At 62.1% G+C, this 15925-nt stretch carries 19 protein-coding genes; 14 read left to right on the forward strand and 5 right to left on the reverse strand.

The window, feature by feature from the left end; translation table 11 throughout:
- The first annotated feature begins 176 nt into the window (after positions 1–176).
- The 4 genes from VFV96_01060 to VFV96_01075 all read left to right on the forward strand — a co-directional run bounded on the left by VFV96_01060 (position 177) and on the right by VFV96_01075 (position 3248).
- Positions 177–647 carry a VOC family protein gene (locus VFV96_01060; GenBank protein ID HEU5068984.1) on the forward strand — a complete coding sequence of 157 codons (471 nt, stop codon included), beginning with the start codon at positions 177–179 and terminating at the stop codon, positions 645–647.
- A 99-nt stretch (positions 648–746) separates the two neighbouring features.
- Positions 747–1220 carry an FKBP-type peptidyl-prolyl cis-trans isomerase gene (locus VFV96_01065; GenBank protein HEU5068985.1) on the forward strand — a complete coding sequence of 158 codons (474 nt, stop codon included), beginning with the start codon at positions 747–749 and terminating at the stop codon, positions 1218–1220.
- A 192-nt stretch (positions 1221–1412) separates the two neighbouring features.
- Complete coding sequence (gene ribD / locus VFV96_01070) at positions 1413–2573, forward strand: bifunctional diaminohydroxyphosphoribosylaminopyrimidine deaminase/5-amino-6-(5-phosphoribosylamino)uracil reductase RibD (GenBank protein ID HEU5068986.1); 1161 nt, start codon at positions 1413–1415, stop codon at positions 2571–2573.
- 69 nt (positions 2574–2642) lie between these two features.
- Complete coding sequence (locus tag VFV96_01075) at positions 2643–3248, forward strand: riboflavin synthase (protein ID HEU5068987.1); 606 nt, start codon at positions 2643–2645, stop codon at positions 3246–3248.
- On the opposite strand, the gene VFV96_01080 is transcribed toward VFV96_01075, so the two are convergent.
- Complete coding sequence (locus VFV96_01080) at positions 3232–3495, reverse strand: YgdI/YgdR family lipoprotein (protein ID HEU5068988.1); 264 nt, start codon at positions 3493–3495, stop codon at positions 3232–3234. The two genes, VFV96_01075 and VFV96_01080, sit on opposite strands and share 17 nt — an antisense overlap.
- A gap of 84 nt (positions 3496–3579) precedes the next feature.
- Here VFV96_01080 and VFV96_01085 point away from each other — a divergent pair, with 84 nt between their 5' ends.
- Genes VFV96_01085 through glmM form a run of 5 tightly spaced genes read left to right on the forward strand, consistent with a single transcriptional unit; the run spans position 3580 to position 7538 of the window.
- Entirely contained in the window at positions 3580–3969 is a 390-nt protein-coding gene (locus tag VFV96_01085; protein HEU5068989.1) for a VOC family protein, read from the forward strand.
- Between the two features lie 12 nt (positions 3970–3981).
- Positions 3982–4848, forward strand: coding sequence for a dihydropteroate synthase (gene folP, locus VFV96_01090; protein HEU5068990.1), 867 nt, complete (start codon positions 3982–3984; stop codon positions 4846–4848).
- Positions 4817–5704, forward strand: a complete 888-nt coding sequence (gene cdaA / locus VFV96_01095) for a diadenylate cyclase CdaA (GenBank protein ID HEU5068991.1) — start codon at positions 4817–4819, stop codon at positions 5702–5704. The genes folP and cdaA overlap by 32 nt, the downstream gene beginning before the upstream one ends.
- Entirely contained in the window at positions 5701–6159 is a 459-nt protein-coding gene (locus tag VFV96_01100; GenBank protein HEU5068992.1) for a CdaR family protein, read from the forward strand. Before cdaA ends, VFV96_01100 begins: the two co-directional genes overlap by 4 nt.
- Positions 6156–7538 (forward strand): phosphoglucosamine mutase, encoded by a 1383-nt coding sequence (gene glmM, locus VFV96_01105; protein ID HEU5068993.1) that lies wholly within the window; start codon positions 6156–6158, stop codon positions 7536–7538. The genes VFV96_01100 and glmM overlap by 4 nt, the downstream gene beginning before the upstream one ends.
- Before the next feature lie 28 nt (positions 7539–7566).
- Here the strand turns inward: glmM and VFV96_01110 are convergent, their stop codons facing one another.
- Together VFV96_01110 and VFV96_01115 are read right to left on the reverse strand one after the other, a co-directional pair.
- The gene (locus tag VFV96_01110; GenBank protein ID HEU5068994.1) at positions 7567–8040 is read right to left on the reverse strand and encodes a dihydrofolate reductase; all 474 of its coding nucleotides are present in this window, start codon (positions 8038–8040) and stop codon (positions 7567–7569) included.
- Positions 8041–8138: 98 nt separating this feature from the next.
- On the reverse strand, positions 8139–8933 hold the full coding sequence (locus tag VFV96_01115; protein HEU5068995.1) for a thymidylate synthase: 795 nt from the start codon (positions 8931–8933) through the stop codon (positions 8139–8141).
- 204 nt (positions 8934–9137) lie between these two features.
- On the opposite strand from VFV96_01115, the gene VFV96_01120 reads away from it, so the two are divergent.
- From VFV96_01120 to VFV96_01130, 3 genes are read left to right on the forward strand one after another with little or no spacing between them, the layout of a single operon-like run.
- Positions 9138–9812 (forward strand): hypothetical protein, encoded by a 675-nt coding sequence (locus VFV96_01120; protein HEU5068996.1) that lies wholly within the window; start codon positions 9138–9140, stop codon positions 9810–9812.
- 10 nt (positions 9813–9822) lie between these two features.
- A complete protein-coding gene (locus tag VFV96_01125; protein ID HEU5068997.1) occupies positions 9823–10335 on the forward strand; it encodes a hypothetical protein in 513 nt (170 codons plus the stop codon).
- An 11-nt stretch (positions 10336–10346) separates the two neighbouring features.
- A complete protein-coding gene (locus VFV96_01130; protein ID HEU5068998.1) occupies positions 10347–10847 on the forward strand; it encodes a methylated-DNA--[protein]-cysteine S-methyltransferase in 501 nt (166 codons plus the stop codon).
- 31 nt (positions 10848–10878) lie between these two features.
- On the opposite strand, the gene VFV96_01135 is transcribed toward VFV96_01130, so the two are convergent.
- Entirely contained in the window at positions 10879–12177 is a 1299-nt protein-coding gene (locus tag VFV96_01135) for an MFS transporter (protein ID HEU5068999.1), read from the reverse strand.
- A 137-nt stretch (positions 12178–12314) separates the two neighbouring features.
- Positions 12315–13805, reverse strand: coding sequence for an MFS transporter (locus tag VFV96_01140; protein ID HEU5069000.1), 1491 nt, complete (start codon positions 13803–13805; stop codon positions 12315–12317).
- Positions 13806–13991: 186 nt separating this feature from the next.
- On the opposite strand from VFV96_01140, the gene VFV96_01145 reads away from it, so the two are divergent.
- Positions 13992–14615, forward strand: coding sequence for an RNA polymerase sigma factor (locus tag VFV96_01145; GenBank protein HEU5069001.1), 624 nt, complete (start codon positions 13992–13994; stop codon positions 14613–14615).
- Positions 14616–14624: 9 nt separating this feature from the next.
- Positions 14625–15911 carry a hypothetical protein gene (locus tag VFV96_01150; protein HEU5069002.1) on the forward strand — a complete coding sequence of 429 codons (1287 nt, stop codon included), beginning with the start codon at positions 14625–14627 and terminating at the stop codon, positions 15909–15911.
- The last annotated feature ends 14 nt before the right edge of the window (positions 15912–15925 follow it).

Genomic DNA, 15925 nt, shown 5'->3' on the forward strand with positions numbered 1-15925 from the left:
AGCTAATTCCAAAATTCCTCACCTCATCCCATCCCTCTCCCCACCATCCGATGGAGCGGAGCGGGAAAGGCTTTGCGTCCCTTGCGTTCTTTAGTGGCGATTTGTTTTCGTGTGGTTCGTGTGTTTCGTGGTTATCCTCCCGCATCACAAATCAACCATCCACTGAAAGGCACGTTATGACCAACCCCATCCCGATTGGATTCCATACGCTCACCCCGCACATCGTCGTGACTGACGGCGCGGCGGCGATTGAGTTCTACAAGCACGCGTTTGGTGCGCAGGAGAATTCACGCCTGATGACGCCCGACGGCAAGCTGCTGATGCACGCGCAACTGACCATCGGCAATTCGGTGATCATGCTTGCCAGCGAGTTTCCGCCGCAGGCCCTGTCACCCAAAAGCCGCGGCGGCACGAGCGTGTTCCTCCATCTTTACGTTCCGGATTCCGACGCCGCGTTCGACCGTGCGGTCAAGGCCGGCGGCATCATCCGCATGCCGGTGTCCGATACGTTTTGGGGCGACCGCTACGGCGTGGTCGAAGATCCGTTCGGCCATCAATGGTCCATCGCCTCGCGCAAGCTCGACCTCACGCCGGAGCAGATCGCCGAGAACTCGAAGGCATGGATGGCGAAGATGGCGAAATGTTGAGCTGCGGGCACACCCCACCCACGCGAAGGGGGGCGGCTTCCGCCCCGCAAGTCAGCTTGACGTGTCGCGCGGCTGCCTCGAAGCTGCTCGCCGATGATTATGACTCCTCTCCGATTCTCGGCGATCACGGCCGTCAGCCTTTGTTTGCTTGGCTGCGATTCCTCCACGCAAAACCGCGGCAACGAGCCGGTCAGCACGAACGCTCCCACGGCCACCGCCACGCCGACGGTTGGCGAAATGATCACCACCGCCAGTGGTTTGAAGTATCAGGTGTTGAAGCATGGCACCGGCACGGTTTCGCCCAAGGCCACCGATACGGTGATGGTGCACTACCACGGAACGCTGCTGGATGGCACGGTGTTCGACAGTTCAGTGGAGCGCGGTGAACCGGCCAGCTTTCCATTGAATTCGGTCATCCCCGGCTGGACTGAAGGGCTGCAACTCATGAAGGTGGGCGACAAGTTCAAGTTTGTGATCCCACCCAACCTCGCGTATGGCGAAAAAAGTCCCAGTCCCAAAATCCCCCCGAACAGCACGCTGGTGTTTGAAGTGGAATTGCTCGGCATCGAATAATGCAACCGCCGAAGTGGTGGCGCCTTGGTTCCCGGCAAAATCTTGGGCAACATCAGTCGCCGGGGCACTGAGGGAGCCTGCGTTTCGGCCGCCAACCGCACAACGTTTCATGTGTCACTCGCGCGCAGGCCGTTTTCGGAGACAGGGCAGATCCTTGCCGCCGGCACCGGAGATGGAGCAGCGCCAACAACCATGACCGCCGGTGATCTGAAATTTCTCCGCGAGGCGCTTCAGCTCGCCCGGCGCGGATATGGTGCGACCTCGCCCAATCCGATGGTCGGCGCGGTGCTGGTGCGCAGCGGGAAAGTCATTGGCCGCGGCTGGCATCATCGGGCCGGTCTCCCGCATGCGGAAATCGAGGCGCTGCGGGACGCGCAGCAACGCCAACAGGCAACCCGCGGCGCGACGCTTTACGTCACGTTGGAGCCTTGCTGCACCCATGGCCGCACGCCGCCGTGCACCGACGCCATCATTGATGCGGGCATCCGTCGCGTGGTGGTCGGCACGCCGGACCCCAATCCGAAGCACGCCGGGAAGGGCCTCCGCATTCTCCGCCGCGCGGGCATTGAGGTTGTGGCCCCGGCCCGCCGCGGTCAAAGCGCAGATGCGGCTGCGATCAATCGGGAATGCAGCCGCCTGAACGAGGCGTTCAATCATTGGATTGTCCATCGCACGCCGTTCGTGACGGTGAAGGCCGCGATGACTTTGGATGGCAAAATCGCCACGGCTGCCGGCGAGTCGAAATGGATTACCAGTGAAAAGGCACGCACCCACAGCCTGCACCTGCGGCAAGGCAGCGACGCGATTCTCGTCGGCGTCAACACCGTGCTTCTGGATGATCCGAGTTTGACCGCCCGCCAGACCACGCCGCATCCGCTCCGCCGGATTGTGCTGGATTCCCTTGCCCGGACGCCGCTCACCGCGCGGGTGGTGACGGATGCGAATGCAACGCTGACCACCCTCGTCGTGAGCCGCCGGGCGCCGCGCAAACGCGTGGCCGCGCTCGCCCAACGCGTGCAGGTGCTCGTGGCACCAACGACGAAAGCCACCATCACAAGTCGCGAAAAGCCGGGGCTGGATTTGCGCTGGTTGTTGCGGCGGCTTGGCGCCAAAAACGTAACCAGCCTCCTCGTGGAAGGCGGCGGTGAGGTGAATGCCTCGTTTTTGCTCGGCGGGCTGGCGCAGCGCGTGGCGTTCTTTTACGCGCCCAAAATCCTGGGTGGCCGCGAGGCCCGGCGCGCGGTGGCCGGAGTCGGCGCGGCTTCGTTGGCGGAGGTGCGCCGGCTCAAGGACGTCGAATGGCACCGGCTGGGACCGGATTTGTTGCTGACGGCACTTGTTGAAAACGCCTGATTCGCGCTACCCTCACGGCGCTGGCGCGGCGCGTTGGCGCGTCCAACCACCGCCCGCAAACCTCCCATCATGTTTACAGGCATCGTTGTTGAAACCGGAACGGTCGAGCGCATCAAGCCGACCAAGAAGTCCATTGAAATCACCATTCGCGGCCGCAAGGCGCTGCGGGCGCTCAAGCTCGGCGACAGCCTTGCCGTCAACGGCTGTTGCCTGACCGTGGTCAAACTGGCGGCCCGCGGACGCGACCGGCTGGCGCAATTTGATTTGCTGCAGGAATCCTGGCGCCGGACGAATCTGCAGTTCACCGGCCCTGGTGCCCTGGTCAACCTTGAGCCTTCCCTGCGCGCCAACGGCGAACTGGGCGGGCATTTCGTCACCGGCCACGTGGACGGGCTGGGCCGGATTGTGCGGTGGGAACGCGCCGGCCAGGATCATGTCCTCGACATCGAAGCCCCGGCGGATGTCCGGCGCTACATCGTGTTCAAGGGCTCGGTGGCGGTGGACGGCATCAGCCTCACGGTGGCGGCCGTCACAAAAAAGGGATTCCGCATCTGGATCATTCCACACACCTTTGAGGTCACGGCCTTGTGCGAACGCAAGGTGGGCGACTACGTCAACCTTGAAGCGGACATCCTCGGGAAATACGTCGAGCGCTTCCTCAGCGCCCGTTCGTAAACTTGAACTGGCTCGAAGCCTCGGACGCCGGGGCCACCTGGCTGACCGAGCCGGCGGGAATGACGCGCTCCCGTCCGTTCGGGTCGGTGTAAACGAACACGGCATTGGCGCGATCGTAACGCGGCTTCCCGCGCGCCGAAATCATCTGACCGCCGTTGGTGACGATGGTGTAGTTGCGGGCGCACCCGGCCAGGCCGAAGGACAACAACAGCAGCAGGAATGCGGTTCGGAGCAATCGGGTGTTCATAAACGCGATTTAGACCACCCGCCCTCCCGCCGTCAATGCACAATCCGGCGTTGCCATGCCCGCCATGCCGGTTATCGTGGGTGCATGACAATCTGTCGCAAGCTGCTGCACACCCGTTATCGCGTCAACGACATCGAACGCACGGTTAAATTCTACCGGGAGGTGCTGGGGCTGGCGGAGGTCAGGCGCCACAAATCGCCGCGCGGCTCCGAACTGGTGTTCCTGAAGGCGCCGGAAAGCGAGGAACTGATCGAGATTTGCCATTACCCCAGTGCCGGCAGCGTGCAGGTGCAACCGGACCTGACGCATCTCGCGTTTCAAGTGGACAGCCTGGAAGCCTTCGCCGCCCACGCGGCGAAATTCGGGCTGAAATTTTCCGACGGTCCCACCACGACCTCAACCGGAACGGTGTTTGCGTTCATCGATGCGCCGGAAGGTTACGAAATCGAGCTGATCCAGCGCTCGGGTTCGTAACGGCGCCTGTGCATGCGGTTTCACGCCCGCCAGTTTGAGTTCGAGTTCCCGCGACCGGCCCTGGTCATGGGCGTGGTCAACGTCACGCCCGATTCGTTTTCCGATGGCGGGCAGTTTTTGCAACCCGAAGCGGCCCTGGCCCATGCGCAGATGCTGGTGCGGGAGGGCGCCGAGATTCTGGACGTGGGCGGCGAATCGACCCGGCCGGGTTCGCCCGGCGTGGACGAAACGGAGGAATTGCGCCGGGTGATTCCCGTGATTGAAGCGCTGGCCGGCCGCGTGCCGGTGCCCATCTCCATCGACACCGTCAAGCCGGCCGTGGCGCGGGCCGCGCTGGCCGCCGGCGCCAGTCTCGTAAACGACGTGGCCGCCCATCGCGCGGAGCCGGAAATGTGGCGGCTCGTCGCGGAGGCCGGAGCAGGCTATGTTTGCATGCACATGCAAGGCACCCCCGCCACGATGCAGACCGCGCCGCACTACGAGGACGTGGTGCGGGAGGTTGGTGCGTTCTTCGCCGAACGGCTGGAGCGGCTGGCCGCCGCCGGGGTGGCGCCGGAGCAAGTGGCGCTGGATCCGGGCATCGGCTTCGGCAAGAGCACGACGCACAATTTACAGTTGCTCGCCGCACTGGGGAGTTTTACAAGGTTCGCACGCCCGCTGGTGCTCGGCGTTTCGCGCAAATCATTCATTGGAAACATTGTGCCGGCGCCGGTTACAGAACGGTTGCCGGGCTCGCTGGCTTGCGCCAGTCTGGCGGTGGCCCGCGGGGTGCAAATCATCCGGGCGCATGACGTGGCGGCAACCTGTCAGGCGGTGCGCGTGGCGGAAGCAATAACGAAGGCAACACGTGACTTGGGACACATTCAAAACCGGAATTGAAAGCGGCTGGTGGCGACCGCCGCTGGAGATCCTCATTTTGACGGTGGGGTTCTACACGGCCTTCCGCTTCATCCGCGGCACCCGGGGCGCACCGGTGGTGACCGGTTTCCTTGTTGTGTTGCTGGCGCTCACCATCATCACCCTGCTCCTCAAGCTGGAGGTTTTGAGCCGGCTGCTTTCGAACTTCTTCGCCTTCTTCGCGCTGGCGGTGCTGGTGATTTTCCAGCCCGAGTTGCGGCGGATGCTCGCCGAATTGGGCAACCTCCCGACCTTGAAGGGCGCGCACGAACAGCGCGAGAACATCGAAGTCATCATTCGAACGTGCGAACGCCTTTCGGAAGTGCGCATCGGTGCCTTGATCGCCATCGAACAGTCGATCCATCTTCAGGAGGCGGTGGAATCGGGCATCGTGGTGGATTGCGAGGCGACGCCCGAAATGCTCGAAACCATTTTCTTTCCCAACAATGCCGTGCACGACGGCGGGGTCATCATGAAAGGTGATCGCATTGCCTACGCCGCGTGCATCTTCCCGCTGACCCAGCGGCAGGACATCAGCAAATCGCTCGGCACCCGGCACCGGGCCGCCATCGGTCTGACCGAGGAAACCGACGCCGTCGTGGTGGTGGTTTCCGAGGAAACCGGCGCCGTGTCCTACGCCTACAAGGGGCATCTGACGCGGGGCGTGACCCTGCAGGAGCTGCGGGCGTTTCTTACGTCGCTGCTGGTGGAACCGGCCAAGACCCGCGGCATGTTGTCCTGGGTGCGCGGCCGTTTCACCGACCGCCAGGCGCACGAACCCGCGCCAGCCCTGTTCCCGAAGGATGAATCGCAGCCTGATTCGACGAGCGGCCAATGATCAAAATCCTGCATTATTTGTTCATTCGCGACTGGCCGCTGAAAGTGTTCTCCCTGGCTTTGGCGGTGCTGACGTGGCTGGCCGTTTCCTTCTCCATCCGCAAGGAGGTGGTCAGCGTGGCCGGTCCCGTCTCCACGTCCGAGCGCACCTTCTACGATTTGCGCGTGGTGGTCATGTCCACGGCCGCCGACGTGCATGATTACACCGTGCAACCGGCGGAAGTGGATGTCACGGTGCAGGGCGACGAGGCGGTGCTGAACCATTTGCAGCGCGACCAGATTCATCCCATGGTGGACCTGACCGACATTGCGTCCGCCGACAACCTGCGCAAGCGCATCCAGGTCTTCACGCCACCGGGAGTCACCTTCACCAAGGTGACTCCGGAAGAGGTTGACGTCATTGTCCCGCCGGCCACCACCCCCTCCGAACCCTCTCCGTCCGCAACCAATCCATGAACAAACCCGCAAAAATTTTCGGCACCGACGGCGTTCGCGGTGTGGCCAACATCGAACCCGTCACGGCGGAAATCGCGCTCAAGCTCGGCCGCGCCGCCGCCCACGTCTTCAAGAACCTGGAAACCGAGGCCCGCGGTCACGGCCGGCACCAAATCGTCATCGGCAAGGATACGCGGCTCTCGGGTTACATGCTCGAAAACGCCATCTCGTCCGGCGTCCTGTCCATGGGCGTGGACGTGCTGTTTATCGGTCCCCTGCCCACTCCGGGCGTCGCGTATGTGACGCGCAGCCTGCGCGCCGACGCCGGCATCGTCATCACTGCTTCGCACAATCCCTACGCCGACAACGGCATCAAATTTTTCCGCGCCGACGGCTACAAGCTGGATGACGCCATCGAAGCGCAGATCGAGGACCTCGTGTTCAGCGGGGAAATCGAAAACATCCGGCCCACGGCGGACGCCATCGGCAAGGCGGTGCGCATTGACGACGCCCTCGGCCGCTACATCGAATTCACCAAGGCGTCCTTCCCCCGCGGCATGACGCTCGACGGTGTGCGTGTCGTGGTGGATTGCGCGCACGGCGCGGCCTACAAGGCCACGCCCTGCGTGTTGCGCGAACTGGGCGCGGAAACCATCGTCTATGGCAACCAGCCCACCGGCCGCAACATCAACCTCGACTGCGGTTCGATGCACCCCGAAGCCGTCTGCGCCCGCGTGCGCGAAAACGGCGCGCACCTCGGAATTGCCCACGACGGCGACGCCGACCGCGTGCTGCTGTGCGATGAAAAGGGCGAATTGATCGACGGTGACGACATCATGGCCATCGCCGCGCTGGACATGCTGGCGCAAGGCACGCTGGCGGAAAAGACCCTGGTGTCCACGGTCATGAGCAACGCGGGCCTCGACGCCGCCATCGGCGCGGCTGGGGGGCGCGTGCTGCGGACCGCCGTGGGTGACAAGAACGTAATCGATGAAATGCTCCGCGGCGGATTCAACCTTGGCGGCGAACAGAGCGGCCACATGATTTTCCGCGATCACGCCACCACCGGCGACGGCTTGGTGGCGGCCCTGCAGGTGCTGCGCATCATGAAGCAACGCGGCGAACCGTTGTCCAAGTTGAAGCAGTGCTGGACGCGTTATCCCCAGCTTGTGACCAACATCAAGGTGCGCGAAAAGAAGCCCTTCGAACAACTGGACGGTGTGCTCAACCTCGTCCGTCAGGCCGAAGCCGTCGTCCAGCCGCAAGGCGGCCGGGTCTTCCTCCGCTACTCCGGAACGGAACCGAAGGCTCGGTTGTTGATGGAAGGCCGCAACGAAGCGGAGCTGCGCAAATGGTCCCAGGCCATTGCGGACGCCGTCCGCAAGCAAGTTGGAACATGAACCGCCCAACGGGCTTGTTTCGCCACGCCTAGCTGCCGCTCCGGCGGCGATACCGACAAATGTCAAACTCCGACGTTTCGCGAATGGTTTCGGCCAGCTCGAAGAGCCCTTCAAACGGCGGGAACAGCACGTCGCCGGCAACCTCGCGTTTCACCACGGTGAGCAGCAATTCGGCACAAAGTGGCAAGGCCTGCCGGTAAATCTCGGCGCCGCCGGCGATGAAAATCGTGCGCGGGTCGTCCTCAGCCAGGGGGAGCTGGTCCAGTCCGGCCGCGACCTTTACTCCGGAATGCGTCCAGTCGCTCCGCGTCAGCACGATGGTTTCGCGTCCCGGCAACGGGCGTCCGATGGACTCGAAGGTCTTGCGCCCCATGACCAGCACCTGCCCCATCGTCACCTGTTTGAACCACTTGAAGTCCTCGGGCAAATGCCACGGGATTTTATTGCCGTTCCCAATGACGCGGTTGAGCGACATGGCGGCTATGGCGGTAAAAACTTTCATGGCTTCAAGGTGCAGATTGAAAATTGCAAGTTGTGGAGGCGGCCGTGAGCAGGAAAACCTGCGACCCGAAACAAACGTTCAGCCGGCAACACCGTGTCTCACACCGCCACCGGCGCCTTGATGGCTGGGTGCGGGTCATAACCTTCCAGCGTGAAGTCCTCAAACTGGAAGTCATGAATGTTCTTCACCGCCGGATTCAGTTTCATGCGCGGCAACGGGCGCGGTTCGCGGCTGAGTTGCAGCTTCACCTGTTCGAGGTGGTTCGCGTAGATGTGCAGATCGCCGAAGGTATGAACGAAATCGCCGGGCTTGAGATCCGTCACTTGCGCCACCATCAAGGTGAGCAGCGCATAGCTGGCGATGTTGAACGGCACGCCAAGAAACAAATCGGCGCTGCGCTGGTAAAGCTGGCAGGACAGTTCGCCGTCCTGCACAAAAAATTGAAACAACGTGTGGCACGGCGGTAGCGCCATGCCTTCGATCTCGCCGGGATTCCACGCCGTGACAATGAGCCGCCGGCTGTCCGGATTGCGGCGAATCTGTTCGATGACCGTGTCAATCTGGTTGATGGACCGGCCATCGCCACTGCGCCAGTCCGTCCATTGCGCCCCATAGACCCGCCCGAGGTTGCCGGTGGTGTCCGCCCATTCGTTCCAGATCGTCACGCCGCGTTCCTGGAGCCAGCGCACATTCGTTTCGCCCCGCAAAAACCAGAGCAATTCGTAGATGATGGACTTAAGGTGAACCTTCTTGGTCGTGACGAGCGGAAAGCTGGAGCGCAAATCAAAGCGCGCCTGCGCCCCGAAGAGCGAGTAAGTGCCCGTGCCCGTGCGGTCGGCCTTGAACTTCCCGTGGTCAAGCACGTGGCGGAGGAGATCGAGATACGGCTTCATCAAAACTGGGCAGCCATTTAAGCCGGAACGCTGTCAAAAGGCAAAACATCCAGCGTGCTTGAGTTTAGTTGTGGTTCCGCCCGCCCCGCCAGAACCCCGGGATCCAGCCCCGGCCGGACCGGTTGAACCCCGCCGTCGGCCCCGGCTGGCGCCCCTTGCACGCCCTTCTTTACAGCCACAGAAGCGGGGACTATGCTCGCGCCCATGGCTTCGAATTACGATTCAACCGAGTTTGTGGACAGCGATTTTCAAGCGCACAAGACGCCCGCCGCCAGCGCCGGATTCGCCTCCCTCTCCCCCCGCGCCCCCACGCGCGAGGAAGTTGACCTCAAGGTCACCGAAGCGCAGCAAAAACTGGCCGAGCTCAAGCGTGTGCAGGAGGAACTCGAGCGGGAACGGGCCGCCCTCGAAGAAACGCGGCGCCGCCAGCTGGAATTGACGAACGGCCGGCAGGAGATGATCCAGCATCTGAGCCGCGGTCTTGAATTGTTGGAAAAGGCGGAATTCGACGCCCGGCGGGAAGCCGAGCAGATGAAGCTCGTCATCGCCGAGTTTCGGACCGCGCACGACCAGCTCAACGGCATCAACGAGGAAACCTGGAACAAGGAAAGTTTTGAAACCGAGCTGTCCCGGGCCCTGGCCGTGGTCGAAAACGCCCGAATGGAATGGAACGCGGCCCGGCTGCGTTTCCCGATTCTTTCCGGGCAACGGCCGGAACCTCAAAGCAGCAGTGACCGCCAGCCCGCGACCGCGCCTTCACTGCTGGCGAATCAGAGTCTCTTCAACCTGTGCAAATTGGGGCTCGCCCTCACCTGGCCGCTGGCCGTCGTGGCGCTGGCTGGCATGGGCGTCATGATCTTCCTCGCGTTGCGGCACTGATGGCTTCCGCATGGCCTGGTTCAAAAAAAAGGCCGATCCGATTTCCGACCGCGCCCGGGCTTTGAATGCCGAGATCGCGGCGCTGGAGCAAAAGATCAAGCGCTACGAGTCGCAAGTTGACGGCCAAACCACCGGCCCGCGCCTGCGTTCGACCGCCATGCCGCGCCAGGCCGCCGCCCCGAAACCGGAGCCGCCGCCCACACCGACCGCGCCCGTCTTTGAAAAGGTGGATACGGCGCGGTTGATGAAGCCGGTTGAACCGCCGGCCACCGCGGAGCATTTCAATGAATTCGGCGTGCGCAAATACGATCTGCCCGCGCTGCTGCGACGTTGGCGGGAGCATTTCCGCGCCCCGACTGCGAGCAATCCCAAGCTGGTCAATTATCTGGCCGCCGGGGGTATTCAGGGCATGCGTCCGCTGCGCCGGGAAAAGCGCATTGCCCGGAATCGCTTCCTCGCGCTGGTGGCCATTTTGTTGCTGGCGCTGATCGGGTTGATTGCCGTCTTTGTCCACGGACACTAACACCGCGAGCCATGAACGCTGCGCCCATTACCTCGCTGCCCATTGCCACCAACGCCGGGACGTTTACCGCTCATTATTCGATGCAAGGGCTCTGCGCCCTGGACTTCCCACCAGCCGGAAAAGGAACCCCGAGACGCCCCATCCCGCCGGTGGGAAACATTCACGCCTGGCACCAGCTCACCACCGAAGCCGTGGCAAACATTCTCGTCGGCCGCACGCCGCGTGAACTTCCGCCGCTCGATTTGTCGGTCGGAACGGATTTCCAACGCCGCGTGTGGGAGGAGATGACGTGGACTCCGTGTGGCGAAACGCGCAGTTACGCCGAAATCGCCCAAGCCATTGGCCGGCCCAAAGCGGTCCGCGCCGTCGGCGGCGCCTGCGGAGCGAACCCGATTCCACTCCTGATTCCCTGTCATCGCGTGCTGGCCGCGGGCGGCAAGCTGGGCGGTTTCAGCGGCGGTTTGGAATGGAAGCGAAAGTTGCTGGCCATTGAAGGCATTGTGATGTGCTGAGCCACTGCCGGCCGGCGCAACGTCGCGGCGTTCAGGAGGCGGCGGTGTTTTTCAGGCTGTGCCGGTGCGCGATGGAATACATCAGAATCCCGCCCACCACGCCGAACGGCACGAGATAGTAGAAGTAATAGCCCCACCCTTTCGCATCCAGCACGTAGCCCAGTCCTTTGATGGCCAGCGCAGCGCCGAAGTATTGGAACGCATCGATGCAACCGGAAGCGAACGCGGCCATCTTGCGTCCACCGATGTCCATGGCCGCCGCCGGTCCGAGCAGGGAGTGGGTTGAATTCACCGTGAACGAGACGAGCACGAAGAACACCAGCGCCCAGTTCACCGTTTTCACCTGTGTGGCCGCGAGCAGCACGCATACCTCCAGAACGTAAACACCTGCAGCCACCGGCGCGCGGCGCGAATGGAAAAAGCGATCCGAAATCCACCCGGACAACAACGAACCGGCCGAGGCGACGAAGGGAATCAGAAAGCCCAGCCACTGGAATTTGCCGCCGTTCATGTCGAGGTGATGCACCTCCTGAAAAAAACGCGGGAACCATTGGTCGATGCTTTGCCGCACCGCCCCGGTGCACGCATACGCCGCGGCCATGATCCAGACCACGGGATTGCTCACGATTTGCTTAAAGACCAGGCTGAGTTGCCCGTGAATATTGGTGTCCGCGTGATCTGCCTCCCCCGGAAACAGGTTACGGTAGCCGCATTCCTCGGGTGTATCCTTGACGCACAGGGCAAGCACGATGGCCACCACGCTGGCGACCATGGCCGGAATCCAGAACAACCAGCGCCAATGCTGCGGCGGCACCTGCCACATCCCCAGAAACGTGAATCCCGCGAGCAACGCCGGCAGCAGCTTGTTGGCGACAAGCCGGCCGAGATTGATCATGAAGCCAAAGATGCCCGCAAACGTGCCGCGTTGCTTCTCGCTGAACCACGAGCTGTTGATCTTGATGAAGCCCGGCGCGCCGAAAGACTGCAAATAGCCGTTCAAGCCCCACAACAATGAGAACAGCGAAAGCAGGCCCCAGAACGACGCCGCGCCGAACAGGACATTGACGGCCACCGTGCCAAATGCACCGATCAACATGGCGCGTTTGCCGCCGATCTTGTCCGTGAGCAAGCCGTTGAGAATCTGTCCGCAGCCGTAGGCGATGAAGTTCACCGACAGGATGGTGCTCATGTCGGACTTCGTGTAGTGAAACTCGTCCGCGATGGCCTTGTTGGCGTAGGAGAAGTTGTAGCGGCAGAGATAGTAGCTGGTATACATCAGCCCCACCACCGCCCAGTTCAATCCGCGCCGCGCCCGAAATCCCGGCGGCAGCGGGGCCGGTCCAACGGCCGCCCTCGACGCATCGTCAGACGCGACCGTTGACGGCGAAGGTGATTGGGCGTGCACACTGCATTGTCACCAGCACGCTTCGGAGCTGCAACCGTTTCCGCGAAAGAATTATTCGCAAGTTATTCCTGCGCCACGAAACCGGGCGGCGTCTTCTTCTCGACTTCCACCAGATAACGTCGCGTGGCCGCCGGGAGTTCGTGCCAGATTTTCCGGGCGAGGAAAATGCCGACGACCGCAAACGGCACGAGAAAGATGGGCCACCACTGCCAGTTCCACGACGTGATGTAGCCGAGGCAGACGGATTGCAAACCGCTGCCCAGATACGCGAATCCATCAACAATCCCCGAACAGGTGGCCGTCGCCTTGCGCCCGCCAAAATCCGTCGCCGCCGTGCCGGACATCAGCGACGTCACGCCAATGCCGCCGAGCCAGATGAGCACCGCCGCGGTTCCCACGACGACCGGTTGAGAATGCAGAAACACCGCCATGACCGTCGCCATGAGCAGGATGAAGCCGCACAACAATGCCGCCGGCGGACCACGCCGCGAGTGGAACAGCTTGTCCGAAATGATGCCGCCGGCGAAGCCACCCACAATGCCCGACAGGCAGAGCAGCAGGCCCCAATGCTCCATGAAAAAGTCCGCGCTCGGATGGCCCACCTGGCCCGTTTGTTTGATGAACGTTTGATACCATTGGGCAATGCCATTCCGAAACACGCCCGAGGTCAGTTCAACGCAGGCAATCAACAGCATCAACGGACTGCCCAGCACTTTTTTCAGCAGATCCATGGTGGTGTATTCCACGTGCATCTGCCCTGACGAAGCATCGTGCGTGTCGAAATGCGGGAAATTCGCCTCTTCCGGCGTGTCCTTGATCAACCACGCGTCCAGTGCCGCCCAGCCCAGCAGAATGATCGCGGGGATGAAGAACACGGCCCAGGTCGCATCCACCGGATGGCCGGGAACAGCAAAGATTTTCTGCACCCAACGGTGCAACCACCCGACCTCGCCCGCGGGGCTGGCCTGCGTCATCCGCACGATCGCCTGGCCCCAATCGAAGGCGAAGTAAACGCCGAAGGAAATGAGCGTCCCAAAAATCGCGCCAAATACGCCGCGCTCGCGCACGTGGAACCAGTAGGCCTTGACCTTGATGATGGACACCGCACCAAAGCTCTGAAAATACATGTTCACCGAATAGATGATCGAGAACGCCACGACCATGTTCATCTTGAGCTGGCCGGTTACCACGAAGTAGGTCAGCACGCCCAGCGCGATGTTGGCGAGCGCGGACCCGATTGCCGCGACAAGGATGCCCCGCTTGCCGCCCATTTTGTCCACCAGTGGTCCGTTGACGAGGAACGACAGGGCGTAGGTCCACGTGCCCGCGGCGAAAATCCAGCCAAACTCGGTGTTCGACATGAGGGATCCCATCGCATTTTTTGAGACGGCGAGGTTGTAACGTCCCATGTAGAGGAACGCGTAGGTCATGCCGAGCGGGAACCAGTTGATAAACCGGCGAAACATGAACCCGCCGCCGTGCCGCAGCGGGTTGTTGTAGAAGTAGAGGCCGATCACCACGGCCATGCACAGACCGACGATGCTCAGTGACATGTGAAACTTTCGAATGACGCCACCATGGTGCAGGAGACTACGTCGGCCCACAGATCCCGGTCAAAAGGTTTCTCCGGTTGTCCAGGTTTTCGTGAGCGAAAGCCGTTATCGGTGAGGCAGGACACAGCGTGACCGTCGCCTTCGTCGGACTGGCGCCGGTTCGTTTTTCCCTATACTGTTGGCTCTGTGCAGGCCGAAACTGAAGCCCAGTTGCTTGCCCGCTGTCGCCGCGGCGACGCGGCGGCATGGGACGCGATCTTCGACCGGCATTATGCGCCGACAATGCGGTTCGTCTTCACACTCGGTGCCGCGTTCGCCCCCGAAGATGCCGAGGAGATTTGTCAGGAGACCTTCCTCGCGGCCATCCGGAATCTCGCTTCGTTTCACGGGCGCTCCCAATTTCAGACCTGGCTCTTCCGGATTGCCGTCAACAAGGCTCGTGATTATCGGGAACGGCAAAATGCCATTAAACGTGGGGGTGGCCAAATACCCCTTTCCCTCCACGCGGAACATCCCGAAACCGGCCTGTTCATTGATCCGCCATCGTCACTACCCGGACCGGATGGGGCCATCCTGCGCGCGGAACAGGCGGTTCAGTTGCACGAAGCCTTGAACGAACTGGGCGGCCCCTGTCAGGAAATCATTGAGCTGCGGTATTTTGCCGAATTGAGCTACGAGGAAATTTCGGCCGACCTCGAATTGAACCCCAAAACCGTCAGTTCACGGCTCAGCAAGTGCCTTGACCGGCTGGAGCAAATTGTGAAGCGCACTTTTTTGCGGGAGACATCCCGCGCAACTTCCGTCCAATGAAATGACCGTATGGCCGAAACGCCCCAACATGAACTCGAGAAATTGCTGAGTGACTACGCCCGCCAACGCCGGGCCTCCGCGGAGGTGAAGGAAATGCACCCGGCCACCCGCCGCCTGCTCCAGGCGGAAGTGCGCCAGCACTTTGGCGCCCCGCCGCCGCCCGCACCAACGCGCGCACCGGCCTGGTGGCGCCGGCTGTTGCCCCGCCTTGTTTTCGCCGCCGCCCTCGTCGTCGTGTTGGGCACGGCCGTTGTATGGAATTTTTCATCGCGCTCGAAAATCGCAGAGCGGCTGGCTTTCGTCGGCCCGTCCGAACGAGTTCCACAAACCGTGTCAACACCCGCACCGTCCGCACCAATCAATGCACCTGCGCCCCGGGCTGCCGGCAGAGAGGCCGCCCGCGCCGAGCGTTCAAGCGGGATGGGCCATTTAAAACAGGAGACCGATTCACTCGCCGGCGAAGCGCCCTCAGCCAATGCGTTGGCCCGCCCCCTCGCCAAGACGGCGGCAACTGATGTGGCAACACGCGCCAACCTTCTCAACGATGCGGCCGGGGGCTACTACGGCAATCCGCCGACGGTATCCTCGGCCGAGGAGCCAGTTCCCGCGGTGCCGGCCAAATCGCTGGCTGCCGCCGGGTTCAAGGAGGGCGTCTCAACGTCGGAAGAGCCCCCCCCCGCGCTGGCTGGAGCCCAGATGCAAAACGTCGCGGGTCTGGCGCAAATGAATTCCACTCAACTGTTCCGCAACGTGGTCCTGGTCAACAAAGTCAAGGCCGCCGCGAAGTTTCCCGTGCTAAATGAGTTCACGGTGCAGCAAAACGGCAGTTCACTGACGGTGGTGGATCACGATGGCTCCGTTTACCGTGGCTACGCCAACCTGGCCGCGCAAACTACGGCATCCGACCGACCGACCGGAGACGTTTTGGACAAGCAAACCTTCACAGACCAAGCCGCCCTGCAAGGATTCACCGGCCTCGCCCCCAATCAAAAAGTGTCCGGCGCCCAAGTCCAACAGGCCGTTGAGCCGCAGAGTTATTATTTCCGGGTGGAGGGCACCAACCGCAGCCTGAATCAGCGCGTCGTCTTCACCGGCAATCTGCTGCAAAACCCCGCCGCCAATCTCCAACAGAACAACACGGTGAACCAGACGTTCATGCAGCAATCCGTGGCGCGGCAAAACCTCAAGAACGGGCTGCCCGACGGAGCCACGATGAACAACTACATCAACGGCCAGCTTCAACTCGGCAACAGCAAGACCAGCACGGAGTTGAACGCAATCTCGATGAAGCATTAGGGGATAACAACCGA

Source organism: Verrucomicrobiia bacterium, from assembly GCA_035765895.1.
Classification (GTDB): Bacteria; Verrucomicrobiota; Verrucomicrobiia; order Limisphaerales; family DSYF01; genus DSYF01.